General features: G+C 63.8%; 11 protein-coding genes and 1 riboswitch. Of the genes, 9 read left to right on the top strand and 2 right to left on the bottom strand.

From position 1 onward, the window contains the following. Window positions 1–121: 121 nt before the first annotated feature. A riboswitch (cobalamin riboswitch) is annotated at window positions 122–326 on the bottom strand. A gap of 2 nt (window positions 327–328) precedes the next feature. Next, entirely contained in the window at window positions 329–1,198 is an 870-nt protein-coding gene (locus tag ACN9MU_RS01680) for a LysR family transcriptional regulator (RefSeq protein WP_426344031.1), read from the bottom strand. Between the two features lie 88 nt (window positions 1,199–1,286). Here ACN9MU_RS01680 and ACN9MU_RS01675 point away from each other — a divergent pair, with 88 nt between their 5' ends. The 3 genes from ACN9MU_RS01675 (at window position 1,287) to ACN9MU_RS01665 (ending at window position 5,194) form a co-directional block, all read left to right on the top strand. Next, the gene (locus ACN9MU_RS01675) at window positions 1,287–2,069 is read left to right on the top strand and encodes an enoyl-CoA hydratase-related protein (RefSeq protein WP_426320095.1); all 783 of its coding nucleotides are present in this window, start codon (window positions 1,287–1,289) and stop codon (window positions 2,067–2,069) included. An 84-nt stretch (window positions 2,070–2,153) separates the two neighbouring features. Further along, on the top strand, window positions 2,154–3,800 hold the full coding sequence (locus ACN9MU_RS01670) for a DUF1800 domain-containing protein (RefSeq protein ID WP_426320093.1): 1,647 nt from the start codon (window positions 2,154–2,156) through the stop codon (window positions 3,798–3,800). A gap of 11 nt (window positions 3,801–3,811) precedes the next feature. Further along, window positions 3,812–5,194, top strand: a complete 1,383-nt coding sequence (locus ACN9MU_RS01665) for a DUF1501 domain-containing protein (RefSeq protein ID WP_426166885.1) — start codon at window positions 3,812–3,814, stop codon at window positions 5,192–5,194. A 24-nt stretch (window positions 5,195–5,218) separates the two neighbouring features. Here the strand turns inward: ACN9MU_RS01665 and ACN9MU_RS01660 are convergent, their stop codons facing one another. Beyond that, the gene (locus ACN9MU_RS01660) at window positions 5,219–6,691 is read right to left on the bottom strand and encodes an efflux transporter outer membrane subunit (RefSeq protein WP_426336753.1); all 1,473 of its coding nucleotides are present in this window, start codon (window positions 6,689–6,691) and stop codon (window positions 5,219–5,221) included. 89 nt (window positions 6,692–6,780) lie between these two features. On the opposite strand from ACN9MU_RS01660, the gene ACN9MU_RS01655 reads away from it, so the two are divergent. From ACN9MU_RS01655 to ACN9MU_RS01630, 6 genes are all read left to right on the top strand, one after another. Next, window positions 6,781–7,398 (top strand): TetR/AcrR family transcriptional regulator, encoded by a 618-nt coding sequence (locus ACN9MU_RS01655; RefSeq protein WP_426320089.1) that lies wholly within the window; start codon window positions 6,781–6,783, stop codon window positions 7,396–7,398. An 80-nt stretch (window positions 7,399–7,478) separates the two neighbouring features. After that, a complete protein-coding gene (locus ACN9MU_RS01650; RefSeq protein WP_426336752.1) occupies window positions 7,479–8,597 on the top strand; it encodes an efflux RND transporter periplasmic adaptor subunit in 1,119 nt (372 codons plus the stop codon). Then, on the top strand, window positions 8,594–11,710 hold the full coding sequence (locus ACN9MU_RS01645) for an efflux RND transporter permease subunit (protein WP_426336751.1): 3,117 nt from the start codon (window positions 8,594–8,596) through the stop codon (window positions 11,708–11,710). Before ACN9MU_RS01650 ends, ACN9MU_RS01645 begins: the two co-directional genes overlap by 4 nt. Before the next feature lie 22 nt (window positions 11,711–11,732). Then, window positions 11,733–13,055, top strand: a complete 1,323-nt coding sequence (locus ACN9MU_RS01640; protein WP_426320083.1) for an OmpP1/FadL family transporter — start codon at window positions 11,733–11,735, stop codon at window positions 13,053–13,055. An 18-nt stretch (window positions 13,056–13,073) separates the two neighbouring features. After that, complete coding sequence (locus ACN9MU_RS01635; RefSeq protein WP_426166873.1) at window positions 13,074–13,880, top strand: oxidoreductase; 807 nt, start codon at window positions 13,074–13,076, stop codon at window positions 13,878–13,880. Window positions 13,881–13,972: 92 nt separating this feature from the next. Next, complete coding sequence (locus ACN9MU_RS01630) at window positions 13,973–15,679, top strand: vWA domain-containing protein (RefSeq protein ID WP_426344030.1); 1,707 nt, start codon at window positions 13,973–13,975, stop codon at window positions 15,677–15,679. The last annotated feature ends 2 nt before the right edge of the window (window positions 15,680–15,681 follow it).

The following is a 15,681-nucleotide window of genomic DNA, read 5'->3' as shown; positions in this document are numbered from 1 at the left end:
AACCTCCCGTCGAATGGTCTATGGGAGCACCTTCATGGGAGAATCGGGAGACGGTCGACAGGGGGCAGGCGGGCAAGACGCAGGAAGCCGGTCGACAGCGGCTTCCCTTCACCCCGGAGAACAGTGCTGGCAGTATCGGGCCGGTATTCTGGCTCGCCTTCATCCTCGTCCGGGCCTTCCCGCGCGTTGCGCAGTGGCGTATTTCCGGATTCGTCAGGCTTACAGCAGCGGGGGCTGCACCGGAGTGGCCGCACATGGCAGCGTCACCGGTTTCCCGTTTAACGCGCATCCAGGACAGGACGCGCGCACCCAATTGCCGAATAGTACATTAAAGGTCTCTTGCGTGGCAAACGCCTGTGATCTCGGTCAGGAAGGCTGCCATTGCCTGTACGCGCAGGCTCGCTTTCAGGTCGCGGTGATAGACCAGCCACAGGTCGCGCGATACTGGCGTGGCCAGTCGCCCCATTCGCTGGAGCGCCGGCTCTGCATCACCGATGAAACATGGCAGCATGGCGGCGCCCACGCCGGAGCGGGCGGCGGCGATCTGCGTGGGCAGGCTGTTGCACGCCAGGACTGGCGGTTTGCCGTCGAATGCAGTGCGCAGTGCGGCTGCCATCGGCAGGCCATCCCAGGCGCCGTCCCAGCTTATGTAGTCACCGCTGTCATGCGAAACAGCGGCTGCGCGGTAAAGGGCGAAATCGACCTTGCCGATACGCCTTGCGATGTAGTCGCCTGCTCCATCGTCCGGAGCGGCCATGCGCAGCGCCAGGTCGGCTTCGCGCCGCGACAGCTTGACCGCAGCCATGGCGATATCGAGCTCCACCCTTAGCGCCGGATGCAGCGTTCGCAATGCCGCCAGCCTGGGCGCGACCAGGAATTGCGCCAGCATTTCAGTAGTCGCCAGCCGCACCACGCCGGACACTGCGCGCTGCGCATCGCCCGGCGCAGCAGCGGCAGCCATGGCCTGCTCCACCTGCCCGGCGTGCGCCAGCAGTTCACTGCCGTCATCGGTCAGCGCATAGCCGCTTTGCTGGCGCAAGAACAGCTTTCGGCCAGTGCGGCGCTCCAGCGCGTCAACGTGGCGCGAGACCGTGGATGCGCTGGTGCCCAGTACCGCAGCAGCGCCGCTAAGGCCGCCGCTTCGTGCAACCGCGAGAAAGAACTTCAGCTCATTCCAGTCGAAGGCAAGGTTTTTCATTTTCGGAAAACTGTTTTCTGAACTCACAAAACTACGTCCAATTCTGGAAACCTATACTAACCTTAATCTCAACTCCCGGAGCCAAGCCATGACTGTCCTGTATGGAGAATCCGCCGGCATCGCCGTCATTGCATTGAATCGCCCCGATGCGCTGAATGCGCTCGACCTGCCGACCTTGCAGCGACTGGAAGAAATGCTGGACATGGCGGCCGCCAGTTCCGCAGCCGGCGCCGTGATACTTACCGGCACCGGCTCCAAAGCCTTCTCCGCCGGCGCCGACATCAAGTACCTGAGCCAGGCTACCCCGCTGGAAGTACGCGAATTCGCAAGGCTTGCGGTCCACATCACGCACCGCATCGAGAATCTTGGCAAGGTCGTGGTGGCGGCCCTGAACGGACACGCCTTGGGCGGCGGGCTGGAACTTGCCGAAGCATGCATGATCCGCATCGCAGCCAGCCATGCAAAACTCGGTCATCCTGAAGTGCGCATCGGCGCTGTTGCTGGCTTTGGCGGCACTACCCGCCTTGCGCGCCTGGTGGGGAAAGGCCGCGCAGCGGAAATGCTGCTGCGCGGCCGCATCATCGATGCTGAAGAAGCCCTGCGAATCGGCCTTGTGCAGCAGGTGGCCAGTCCCGACGCGGTGATGGATGCAGCGCGCGCCATCCTGTACGAGATCCTCGACCAGTCCCCGGACGCAGTGCGCCTGACATGGGAGGCCCTGCACCGTGGCTTGAACATGACGCTGGAAGAATCCGCAGGCTTGGGCGCCGACTATTTCGGGCTCGTCGCGGCAACGGAAAACTTCCGCATCGGCACAGAGGCTTTCATTAAAAAAGTCGCTCCCGACTACATTCGGCAAAGGGTTGAATAAAACCCACAAAACCTGCGCACGATAGGTTTTGCTCATCCATTTCTAGCTATACTGCCCCCTTAAGGAAATTTCCGAGGGGCAACAATGGACGACACAATCGAGAATAATGAGAGCTCGCTAAAGCTCTCTGCGACCCTGGCCGCGGCAACCTTGCTGACAGCGTGCGGAGGCGGGGGGAGCGAAAGCAAGGGCAGCGACGGAGGTACGACCTCGCCGGTGCCACCCCAGGTCGAATCGATTGCAGGCGCCCAGGCCGCACGTTTCCTCGCCCAGGCCTCCATGGGCGCAACGCATGATCAGATGACTCGGGTCCAGGCGCTCGGCTATAGCAAGTGGCTGGACGAGCAGATGTCGATGCCCACTTCGCAATCGCGTTGGGATTGGCTGATGGCGAAGGGCTTCAACGCCATCGAAAACAAGAACACCCAGGCCGGCATCGATGCGGCACTGTGGGTCAAGCTGATCACGTCCCCCGATACCCTGCGCCAGCGCGTGACGCTGGCCTTGTCCGAAATCGTCGTCGCCTCCCTGGATGGCTTCACCGGTGCCTGGCGTGCCTTCACCGGCGCCGCCTACATGGACATTTTGGAGGCCAATGCCTTCGGCAACTACCGCACCTTGCTGCAGCAGGTCACGCTGTCGACCTCGATGGGCGAATACCTGACCTATCGCGGCAACGCCAAGGCCAATCCGAAAACCGGCTCCATGCCGGACGAGAACTACGCCCGCGAGATCCTGCAGCTCTTCACCATCGGCCTGCTGAAGCTGAACCCGGACGGCACGGCGACCGAGCAGGAAACCTATACCCAAGCCGACATTTCCGGCCTGGCCCGTGTATTCACCGGCTGGGACTCCGACCTCGCCGGCGGTACCAGCGACACGCCGGATTACCGCAAGCGCCCGATGACCCAGGTTGGAACCAAATACGAGCCTGGCGAAAAAATCTTCCTCGGCACCACGATCGCCAGCGGCGTCGATGCGGCAACGGCCCTGAACAAGGCGCTCGACACGATTTTCGCGCATCCGAACGTGGCGCCTTTCGTATCGAAGCAGCTGATCCAGCGCCTGGTCACCAGCAATCCAGCGAAAGAGTACGTGGCGCGTGTCGCTGCTGTCTTCAACAACAACGGCAGCGGCGTCAAGGGCGACCTGAAAGCGGTCATCAAGGCCATCCTGCTGGACCAGGAAGCACGTTCCGCGGCCAATCTGACGAACGCCGGCTTCGGCAAGGTGCGCGAACCCATCCTGCGCTTTACCGCATGGGCGCGTGCCTACAACGCCACCTCGCCGAGCGAAGCCTGGGCCATTGGCAATACCAGTGAGCCCTCGTCCCGCCTGGGACAAAGCCCGCTGCGCTCGCCGAGCGTCTTCAATTTCTTCCGCCCCGGCTACGTGCCGCCGGCACTGGGCGTGGTCGCACCAGAATTCCAGATCGTGAACGAAACCAGCGTGGTCGGCTATGCCAACTACATGCAGACTGCCATCAGCAGGGGCATTGGCGACGTCAAGGCGGATTATTCGAGCCTGCTGCCGCTGGCCGACAACGTGCCTGCCCTGGTTGACGAGATCAATCTGGTGCTGGCGGCCGGCCAGCTGGGCGCAGACACCGTGACCCTGATCCGCAACGCTGTCACCAGCATGGCGACCGGCACCGACGCCGCGCGCGCCAACCGCGTCTATGCGGCGCTCACGCTGGTCATGGCATCCCCCGAATTCATCGTACAGAAGTAAAGGCCACCACCATGACTAATCAAGCTTCGCGCCGCGCCTTCCTCAAGCGCGCATCGGCACTCGGCGTAGCAGGCGTGGCGGCGCCCTGGGCCATCAACCTGATGTCGATCGCCGAGGCGGCGGCAGCTACTGCCAGCGACTACAAGGCACTGGTCTGCGTCTTCCTGTACGGCGGCAACGACTATGCGAACACTGTCATCCCCTACGACAGCACCAACTACACGCTGTACCAGGGACTGCGCCCGACCATCGCCTATGCCCGCGACGCCCTGACCGCGACCGCCCTGGCGCCATCCGTCCCCGTGATGGATTCGACTGGTGCAGCCCGCGAGTTCGCATTGGCGCCGGCGCTCGCGCCCCTGGTCCCGATTTTCAACAACGGCCAGCTTGGCGTCATGCTGAACGTCGGCCCGCTGGTCCAGCCGACCACGAAATTGCAATACCAGACCAAGTCCGTGCCGCTGCCGCCGAAACTGTTCTCGCATAACGACCAGCAATCGATCTGGCAGTCGTCCGCGCCCGAAGGCTCGCGTACCGGCTGGGGCGGCCGCCTGGGCGACCTGTTCGAGTCGGGCAATGGCAATGCCACCTTCACCTGCGTCAACGTATCGGGGAACGCGGTCTACATGGCCGGCAAGACGGCCGTGCAGTACCAGGTGTCGGCCAACGGCTCGATGCAGTTCAACGGCCTGAAGTCGCCGCTGTTTGGTTCGGCCACCGCCACCGAGGCCCTGCGCACCCTGATCACCCAGCCGCGCACGCACGCGCTGGAGAACGAATACAACCGCGTGACCCGCCGTTCGGTGGATGCCAACGCGGCGCTCACCTCGGCCCTGGCCACCGCGCCTGCACTGCAAACGGTATTCCCGGCATCGAATTCCCTGGGCGACCAGTTGAAGATGGTCGCGCGCATGATTTCCGCCAGCGGCAGCCTGGGTGCCAAGCGCCAGGTGTTCTTCGTCTCGATGGGCGGATTCGACACCCACGACAACCTGGCCACCGTCCACCCGGGCCTGATGGCCAAGCTGGGCGACGCCATGGCCGCCTTCTACCAGGCGACGGTGGAACTGGGCGTGTCCGACAAGGTGACGACGTTCACCGCCTCCGACTTCGGCCGCACGCTGGTCGCCAACAACGACGGCTCCGACCACGGCTGGGGCAGCATGCACTTCATGATGGGCGGCGCCGTCAAGGGCAAGCGCTTCTACGGCACTGCGCCGGTCGTCGCCAACAATGGCCCTGACGACGTCGGCCAGGGCCGCCTGCTGCCAAGCACCTCGGTCGACCAGTATGCGGCCACCATGGGTAAATGGCTGGGCGCCAGCGACAGCGAACTGCTCTCCCTGCTGCCCAACCTGTCCAACTACAGCACGCGCGACCTCGGCTTCCTCTAAGCCAGCCGAGGCGGCTGGCGCTGGCTAGCGCATTGCCATTGCCATTGCCATTGCTCCGGCATCGGCAGCCTGCCAGCCGCCGCCGAGTGCCCGGAAGGCAGCGACTGCAGCGCGTGCCGATTCCGTTTGCGCCTGCACCCGCGCATCGGAAGCGCGCAGCAGGCTTTCGTCCGCTTGCAGCACTTCGACCAGGCTGACGACGCCCCTCTGGTAGGCTGCGAACGACGCTTCGCGCGCCCGGCCGAGCGAGCTGACGCCTTGCTCCAGCACGGCCGCCTGCTCTTCGCGCTTGACCAGCGCCGAGAACGCGTTCTCGACATCCTCGCTCGCATGCAGCGCCGCCAACCGGTAGGCGGCCAGCATTTCCGCCTCCTGCCCCCTGGCTTGCGCGATCTGCGCATCGACCCGGGCGAAATCGAACAGGCGCCAGCGCAAGCCAAGGATGCCGGCAGCCTGGTTGGCGCCGCTGGTAAACAGGTTGCCGCCGGAGACCGAGGTGGCGCTGCCCAGCAGGCCGCTCAGGGAAAACTTGGGGTAATACTCGGCAATGGCGACACCGATGCGGGCATTGGAAGCGGCTAGCCGGCGCTCTGCCACGATCAGGTCGGGACGGCGGCGCAGCAGTTCGCGCGGCGAGCCGCTGGCGGCAATCTGCGGAGCCAGCGGGATGGCGCTCGTTTCGGCCAGCTCGGCGTGATGGGTGCCGGGTGGCGAAGCAAGCATCACGTCCAGCGCATTCAGGGCAGTTTCCAGGCCCGACTCCAGCACCGGGATGGATGCCTGCACCTGGGCCAGCGCGCCTTCGGCCTGCCTTAGTTGCAGTTCCGCCGCCAGGCCCTTGTCATATAAGAGCTTGATGGTCGCCACAAGATCCTGCTGCGTCTTTACTTGCTTGCGGGCGACATCAAGGCGCGCCTGCAAGCCGCGCACGGTGATGTAGATGTCGGCCGTTTGCGCCGCCACCGCCAGCCGTGCCGCCGCCGCGCCGGCTTCCGATGCCTGGTATTCGGCCAGCGCCGCCTCGCGGCCCCGGCGCAAGCCGCCAAACAGGTCGAGTTCCCAGTTCGCGCCGAGATTGACTTCATAGGAACTGCCATGGCGGTCAAAGCCGGGCGCCGAGTTGAGTATCTGCCCCTGAGGGGTTTCTACCGACTGGTAGGCCCGGGCGGCTTGCCCGCTGATGTTCCCGGAAGGCAGCAGGGCAGCATTGGCCGCGCCCAGGCCGGCGCGCGCTTGCGCGACGCGTGCGGAAGCCTGCGCGAGGTCGAGGTTTTGCTCGAGCGCCTGTGCCACGAAGCGGCTCAATAGTGGATCGCCAAAGCCGCTCCACCACTGCGCCAGGTCGGCAGTGGTGGCGGCCTGGCGCTGCTCAACAGCTGCCTGGCCGTGAAATTGCTGCGCCAGGGCGGGTTCCGGCCGGGCGTAATCGGGGCCGACGGCGCAGCCCGTTGACAGGGTGGCAACGACCAGCGCCGCCAGGGTTTGTTTATTTAACATCGGACATCCTTCGTCATGAGTTCATGGTGACCATAATACCAAATGGTCACAAGTTGTCCAATCTTTCTGTTTGGCTTAAACTTGAGCGCATGAAAAATCCACTCACCTCTCCAGCCCCGGCCCGGGGCCCGGCCGATCATGAAGTGCGCAACCAGATCGTTGCCGCAGCCGTTGAACATTTCAGCCACTACGGCTATGCGAAGACCACCGTGTCCGACCTGGCCAAGTCGATCGGCTTCTCAAAAGCGTATATCTACAAGTTCTTCGAGTCGAAGCAGGCCATCGGTGAAGTGATCTGCGCCAATTGCATGCAGCAGATCGAAACCGAGGTCAGCGCGGCAATTGCCGAAGCCAGTTCTTCGCCTGAAAAGTTGCGCCGTATGTTCAAGGCCTTTACTGAAGCCAGCCTTCGCCTGCTGTTCAATGAACGCAAGCTTTACGAAATTGCAGCGACAGCAGCAACGGATCGCTGGCAGGTCGTGCTTGACTATGAGGTGCGCATCCAGAAGCTGCTGCGCGAGGTGTTGCAGGAGGGCCGCCAGTCGGGCGACTTCGAGCGCAAGACTCCCTTGGATGAGACGGTGATGGCGATCTACCTGGTGATGCGCCCTTACCTCAACCCACTGCTGCTGCAACATAGCTTTGATTACACGGAAGATGCCCCGGCGCATCTGTCCAGCCTGGTGCTCAGGAGCCTGTCGCCATAAAAAAATAGTTTGTGACCATTGACTAAATTAGTCACCAGAACCATAATGAAAGTCCCGATCACTTTATCCATGGGACTTTCATGCGCCTGCTTCGCTCAACTCCATCCGCAGTCTTCGCTGCCGTGCTGCCGTTTGCGGTGGTGGCTTGCGGCGAAAAACATCCAACCGATCCCCGTACCGAGGCACCGCTGGTGCGCGCCGCGGTCGTACAGGGGGTAGCCCCCCTTTCCCGCTCCTACACCGGCGTTGTCGCCGCACGGGTGCAGAGCGACCTCGGCTTCCGCGTTCCCGGAAAGGTGCTGGAGCGCCTGGTCGACGTCGGCCAGACCGTCAAGCGCGGCCAGCCGTTGATGCGCATTGACCCGGTCGACCTGAAACTCGCAGCCCATGCTCAACAGGAAGCCGTCGCCGCCGCCCGCGCCAGGGCAAAACAGGCGTCCGACGATGAAGCCCGCTACCGCGACCTGCGCCCAAGCGGTGCAGTTTCCGCTTCCGCCTACGACCAGGCCAAGGCCGCCGCTGATGCCGCCCGCGCCCAGCTCAGCGCAGCCGAGGCCCAGGCCGACGTCGCCCTGAACGCCAGCCGCTATACCGAGCTGGTGGCGGATGGCGACGGCGTCGTCACGGAAACGCTGGCCGAACCCGGCCAGGTGGTCAATGCCGGCCAGGTCGTAGTCCGCCTGGCCCATGCCGGCCGCCGCGAAGCGGTGATCCAGCTGCCGGAGACGGTGCGCCCTGCCGTTGGTTCCGCCGCCCAGGCAACCCTGTTTGGCAAGGATGGCGTGCGCGTTCCCGCCAAGCTGCGGCAGTTGTCGGATGCAGCGGACCGGCTCACCCGTACCTTCGAAGCACGCTATGTGCTGGAAGGCGAACTGGCCAACGCTCCCTTGGGCAGCACGGTAACCATCCAGGTGGCCGACGGCCAGCCGGCCGCCCAGGGCGGGTTGCAGGTGCCGATCGGCGCCCTGTTCGACGCAGGCAAGGGGCCAGGGGTCTGGATCATCGACGGCAACCCGGCCAAGGTCTCCTGGCGTCCCGTCTCGGTGCAGCGACTCGAAGACGACCGCGCCAGCATCGACGGCCAGGTCAAGCAAGGCGATCGGATCGTCGCGCTCGGCGCGCACCTGCTGCGCGAAGGCGCCAACGTGCGGATGGATGCCCAGGGCGCCGGCGCCGCAACTGAAGGAGCCCGTCCGTGAAACCGAGCCGCTTCAACCTGTCGGCCCTCGCGGTACGCGAGCGCTCCATCACCCTGTTCCTGATTTGCCTGATCTCGCTGGCAGGGGTGATCTCGTTCTTCAAACTGGGCCGCGCCGAAGACCCGGCGTTCACGGTCAAGGTGATGACCATCGTCACCGCCTGGCCCGGCGCCACCGCGCAGGAAATGCAGGACCAGGTAGCGGAAAAGATTGAAAAGCGCTTGCAGGAACTGCGCTGGTACGACCGCAGCGAGACCTATACCCGGCCCGGCCTGGCTTTCACCACCCTGACCCTGCTCGACAGCACCCCGCCCTCGGAAGTGAAGGAAGAGTTCTACCAGGCGCGCAAGAAGGTCGGCGACGAGGTCGGCAACCTGCCGCCAGGCGTGATCGGGCCCATGGTCAACGACGAATACGCAGACGTCACCTTTGCCCTGTATGCGCTGAAGGCCAAGGGCGAGCAACAGCGCTTGCTGGTGCGCGACGCCGAATCTCTGCGCCAGCGCCTGTTGCACGTGCCGGGGGTGAAGAAGGTCAACATCGTCGGCGAGCAGCAGGAACGCATCTATATCGAGTTCTCCCATGAACGCCTGGCGACGCTCGGCATCGGCCCGCAGGAAGTATTCGCCGCGCTGAACAGCCAGAACGCATTGGCCGCTGCCGGCTCCGTGGAAACCAAGGGCCCGCAAGTGTTCATCCGCCTGGACGGCGCTTTCGACACGCTGCAGAAAATCCGCGAGACACCGGTGGTGGCCCAGGGCCGCACGCTGAAGCTGTCCGACATCGCCAAGGTTGAACGCGGCTATGAGGACCCATCCACCTTCATGATCCGCAATGGCGGCGAGCCTGCGCTCCTGCTGGGCATTGTCATGCGCGATGGCTGGAACGGCCTGGACCTGGGCAAGTCGCTGGACAGCGAAGTGGGCGCCATCAACGCCAGCCTGCCGCTGGGCATGAGCCTGGCCAAGGTGACCGACCAGGCAGTCAACATCAGCTCCTCGGTCGACGAATTCATGCTCAAGTTCTTCGCCGCCCTGGTGGTGGTGATGCTGGTGAGCTTCATCAGCATGGGCTGGCGCGTCGGCGTGGTGGTTGCCGCTGCCGTTCCGTTGACGCTGGCCATGGTCTTTATCGTGATGGCGGCAACCGGCAAGAACTTCGACCGCATTACCCTGGGTTCGCTGATCCTGGCATTGGGCCTGCTGGTGGACGACGCCATTATCGCCATCGAAATGATGGTGGTGAAGATGGAAGAAGGCTACGACCGCATCGCCGCGTCGGCCTACGCCTGGAGCCATACGGCCGCACCGATGCTGTCCGGTACCCTGGTGACGGCCGTCGGCTTCATGCCGAACGGTTTTGCCCGTTCGAGCGCCGGCGAATACACCAGCAATATGTTCTGGATTGTCGGCATCGCCCTGATCGCGTCCTGGGTGGTGGCGGTGGTATTCACCCCGTATATGGGCGTCAAGCTGCTGCCCGATTTCAAAAAGGTCGAGGGTGGCCACGAAGCCATCTACGACACCCCGCGCTATAACCGCTTCCGCGAGCTGCTGGGGCGCGTCATCGCCCGCAAGTGGCTGGTGGCCGGCTCGGTCGTGGGCCTGTTCGTGCTGTCGGTATTGGGCATGGCGGTAGTCAAGAAGCAGTTCTTCCCGATCTCGGACCGCCCGGAAGTACTGGTCGAGGTGCAAATGCCTTATGGCACGTCGATCAACCAGACCAGCGCTGCTACCGCGAAGGTTGAAGCATGGCTGGCCGGACAAAAGGAAGCAAAGATCGTCACGGCCTACATCGGCCAGGGCGCGCCGCGTTTCTACCTGGCCATGGGACCGGAATTGCCCGATCCGTCGTTTGCCAAGATCGTGGTCCGCACCGACAGCCAGGAAGAGCGGGATGCGTTGAAACAGCGCTTGCGCGAAGCAGTCGGCGGCGGCCTGGCATCCGAAGCGCGCGTACGCGTCACCCAGCTTGTCTTTGGCCCGTATTCGCCATTCCCGGTTGCCTACCGCGTCAGCGGTCCCGATCCGGAAAAGCTGCGCAGCATTGCGGCGGACGTGCGCCAGCTCATGGAGAACAGCCCGATGATGCGGACCGTGAATGCCGACTGGGGCACCCGTGCGCCTACGCTGCATTTCACGTTGCAGCAAGACCGGCTGCAGGCAGTAGGCCTGTCCTCCAACGCGGTGGCGCAGCAACTGCAGTTCCTGCTGAACGGCGTACCGGTGACTGCCGTGCGTGAAGACATCCGCACCGTACAGGTGGTGGCGCGCGCTGCTGGCGACATCCGCCTCGATCCAGCCCGGATCGGCGACTTTACGCTGGCCGGCGCCAACGGACAGCGCATCCCGCTGTCGCAAGTGGGCAAGATCGAAGTGCGGATGGAAGAACCCATCGAACGCCGCCGCGACCGCATGCCGACCATCACCGTGCGCGGCGACATCGCCGACAACCTGCAGCCGCCGGACGTTTCGGCAGCCATCACCAAGCAACTGCAGCCGCTGATCGCCAAGCTGCCGACTGGTTATGCCATCGAGGAAGCAGGCTCCATCGAGGAATCGGGCAAGGCGACCAAGGCCATGCTGCCGCTGTTCCCGATCATGCTGGCGATCACCCTGCTGATCATCATCTTCCAGGTGCGTTCGATTTCGGCAATGGTGATGGTGTTCCTGACCAGTCCCCTGGGCCTGATCGGCGTGGTGCCGACCCTGATCCTGTTCCGGCAGCCTTTCGGCATCAATGCCCTGGTCGGCCTGATCGCCCTCTCCGGCATCCTGATGCGCAACACCCTGATCCTGATCGGCCAGATCCACCATAACAAGGAAGCAGGCATGGATCCGTTCAAAGCGGTGGTCGAAGCGACCGTGCAACGCGCGCGCCCGGTGATCCTGACAGCGCTGGCGGCGATCTTCGCCTTCATGCCGCTGACGCACTCGGTGTTCTGGGGCACGCTGGCTTACACGCTGATCGGCGGCACCCTTGCCGGCACCGTCCTGACCCTGGTGTTCCTGCCTGCGATGTACTCGATCTGGTTCAAGATCCGGCCCGGCGACACGCAGCCAGCGGTGCACGCGGGCGAAGCGGCGGGACCGCAACTGATGACCGGTAGTTGAATTCATAAAAGAGGAGAAGTTGATGTCGAAGCATAAGTATTCGAAGTCCCTGCTGGCTGCGGCAGCAGGCATGCTGCTGGCGGGCCAGAGCCACGGCGCCGCATTTGAACTCAAGGAGAAAAGCGCAAAGGCACAGGGCCGGGCAACCGCAGGCTCGATCAGTGCCCCGGGGGACGCATCGGCCATCGCAGAGAATCCCGCCGCGATGCGCGGCCTGGATGGCAGGGTTTTCCAGGCCGACCTGACCACGGTCGACTACTCGGTCAAGTTCAACGGCGACGGCGAGGATGCGCTCGGCCGGCCTCTATCGGGCGGTAATGGCGGCAACGCGGGAGCGACCAAGCCGATTCCAGCCATGTACTTCCACACGCCATTGGGCGAGCGCGCCCACCTCGGCCTGTCGCTGACGGCGCCGTTCGGCTTCACCACCGACTACGACGCGCAATGGAAGGGCCGTTACCAGGGGCAGAAGACCGAACTGAAAGCGGTCAACCTCGGCCTCGCCCTGTCGTATGACCTGAACGAGCAGCTGTCGCTTGGCGGTTCGCTTTTCTTCGAGCGCGCGCAAGCGACGTTGACGTCCGCGCTCGACTTCGGCGCGATCATGGCTGCCGCACGCGTGCCCGGCTACGCTCCCACCAGTGCCGACGGGCGCATCGCACTCGATGGAAGCGACAATGCCTTCGGCTTCACGCTCGGCCTGCTGTATAGCCCGACCAGGCAAACCCACATCGGTGCAGCCTACCGCTCCGGCGTCAACCATAAGCTGAGCGATGCATCGATCACGTTTGACGTGCCGCAAGGGCCTAAGGCGATACTCGCGGCCACGCGCCCCGGCTGGTTCACTGACACCAACGCCTCGACCGAACTGCGCATGCCTTCGTCCTGGACAGTCAGTGTGACGCACCAGCTCAACGAACGCTGGTCCGTCATGGCCGACGTGCACCGAACCAAATGGAGCAGGTTCAAGGACGTCGTGCTGGACTTCGACTCGCCGCAGGCAACGCAGGCGATCTCCTTCGACTATCGCAACACCCTGTTCGGCGCGCTGGGCGCCGAATACACGCTCAATCCGGACCTGACCCTGCGCGCAGGCGTGGCTTACGACCAGACGCCGGTCCGTGCCGCTTCCCGCGACGTCCGAGTGCCGGACGTCGATCGCAAGTGGCTATCCCTCGGCGCCACCTGGCGTGCCAGCCAGAGCGTCGAATGGAGCGCCAGCTACACCCACCTGTTCCTCGACGATGCGGCTGTCGCCATGCGTTCGCCGACCGGCAGCACCTTGCATGGCAACTACAAGCTGGCGAGCGATATCTTCGCTGTCTCGCTGGCTTATCGCTTCTGAACCCCCTGGAGAAAAAGCATGAAGGATTCGCCGATTGTATTGATTACCGGAGTCTCGTCCGGCATCGGGCGCACCGCAGCGGAGAAGTTTGCCGATCAGGGATGCCGCGTCTTTGGCACCGTGCGCAGCATCGCCAAAACGTCGCCCCTGTCGGGCGTTGAACTGCTTGAAATCGATATCCGCGATGACGCGTCCGTGGAACTTGGCGTCCAGGCGGTCATCGAGCGCGCGGGCCGCATTGATATCCTGGTCAACAACGCAGGCATGAATATGGTCGGCGCGGTGGAAGAAACATCGGTCACCGAGGCCGCCGCCCTGTTCGACACCAATGTGTTCGGCGTGCTGCGCATGGTACGTGCGGTGCTTCCGCATATGCGCAAGCAGCGCCGTGGCCGGATCGTGAATGTCAGCTCCGTGCTTGGCTTCCTGCCGGCACCGTACATGGGACTGTATTCGGCCTCGAAGCACGCGGTCGAAGGCCTGTCCGAAACCTTGGACCATGAGGTGCGCCAGTTCGGTATCCGCGTCACCCTCGTCCAGCCCTCGTACACGAAGACCAACCTGGACGCCAACTCGCCCCAGGCCGCCCTGCGGATCGGCGATTATGACCATGAGCGCGATACTGCGGCCCGCTCCGTCGTCAACAGCATCAACAGCGCTCCCGGCCCCGATAGTGTCGCGAACACGATAGTGGAAGCGGCGCTCGGGACGTGGCGTATGCGCCGCACGCCAGCAGGACAAGCCTCGCTGTTGAGCAAATTGCGCCGCTTCATGCCGGCTGGCCCGGTTGATGCCAGCCTGCGCAAATCGCTGGGCTTGGCGTGACGCCCGCGTTGGCTACAAAATGTAACCTTGGTTGCGCAAGACGCTCCTTTTTGGGATGTTAGCAGGACAACAATTCCAAAAGGACGTCCACCATGAAGAAGACCATACCCTTTGCGCCGGTCTTGGCAGCAGGCATGCTCACGCTTGCTGCCTGCAGTACGCCGCAGCCGACCCAGGCGCCGCAGCATGTCGCCGAAGCTGCAATGCCGGCACCAGTGCCGGCCGCCGTACCGCCAGCACCCGTCGCGCCAGCGGCAAAGGCCGATCTGCGAGGCTCGGTGAAGCCCGCCCCGGTGTTGGCTTACTCTCCTGGTGTGCCAGCGCCAATGCCGCACATCGCGCCCATGCCGCAATCGGCAGACAAATTCCCCGACAAGGACGGCAACAAGTCCGTGCTGGTGAGCGAACAGCCTGTGTCCACCTTCAGCGTGGATGTCGACACTGCCTCCTACGCCTTCGTCCGCCGTATGCTGTCCGACGGCCGCGTGCCGCCGCAGCAAGCCGTGCGCGTCGAGGAAATGGTCAACTACTTCCCCTACAACTACGCTACTCCCACCAATGCCAGCCAGCCGTTTGCAGTTACGACGGAGGTGATGCCGAGCCCATGGCAGCAGGGAAACCAGCTTGTCCACATCGCGCTCAAAGGTTATGACATCAAGGCCGCCGCCCGCCCGCGCGCCAACGTTGTGCTGCTGGTGGACATTTCCGGCTCGATGGGGCCACGTGACCGACTGCCGCTGTTGCAGCAAGGCTTCCGCCTGTTCGCAGAGCAGTTGCGCGATGACGATATGGTCTCCATCGTCACCTATGCCAACGGCACCGCCGTCGCCCTCGAGCCAACCAGCGGCAAGGATAAGCAGAAGATCATCGACGTGATCAACAACCTGCACGCGTCGGGCGGCACCGCCGGCGGCGATGGCCTGCAACGCGCCTACGCCCAGGCCGAGCGCAACTTCGACCCTAAGGCCGTGAACCGCGTGATCCTGGCCACCGATGGCGACTTCAATATCGGCATCACCGATCCCAGGCAGCTTGAGAAATTCATCGTCGACAAGCGCAAGTCCGGCGTCTACCTGTCGGTATTCGGTGTTGGCCTGGGCAACCTGAACGACGCCCTGATCCAGCGCCTGACACAGTCCGGCAACGGCAATGCCGCCTACATCGACACACTGCTGGAAGCGCGCAAGGCGCTGGCGCAGGAGCTGGGTTCGACCATGTTCCCGATCGCGAACGACGTGAAGGTGCAAGTCGAATTCAACCCGTCGCAAGTCGCGGCTTACCGCCTGGTCGGCTACGAGACCCGCATGCTTAACCGGCAGGACTTCAAGGATGACAAGGTTGACGCCGGCGACATGGGCGCCGGCCACACCGTCACCGCCATCTACGAAATCACGCCAGCCGCCAACGCAGGCAAGCTGGTTGATCCGCTGCGTTACGAGCAGCCGGGCAAAAAGAAAGCCACGGAATCAGGCAAATCCGATGAGCTGTGCTTTGTGAAGGTGCGCTACAAGCTGCCCGGCCAGTCCGCCAGCAAGCAGGTCGAGCATGCGGTGCGTGCCGGCAGCGCACGCGATTCTCTCGACGCTGCGCCGGACGACCAGCGCTTTGCCGTCGCCGTTGCAGCTTTCGCCCAGCGCCTGCGTGGGGAGCAGCAGGTGGCCGACTTCAGCTACGGCGATATCGCCAAGCTGGCGGAAGGCGCACGCGGCGCCGACCGCGAAGGCTATCGCGCCGAATTCGTGAAAATGGTACGAATGGCGGAAGCCCTCGGCACGGTCGGCCCTGCTGCGCAACGCTGATG

The sequence above is a fragment of the Pseudoduganella sp. R-32 genome (assembly GCF_049913245.1).
Lineage (GTDB): Bacteria > Pseudomonadota > Gammaproteobacteria > Burkholderiales > Burkholderiaceae_D > Rugamonas.
Note: the sequence above shows the minus strand (reverse complement) of the source record. Positions and strands in the feature narration are given on the sequence as shown.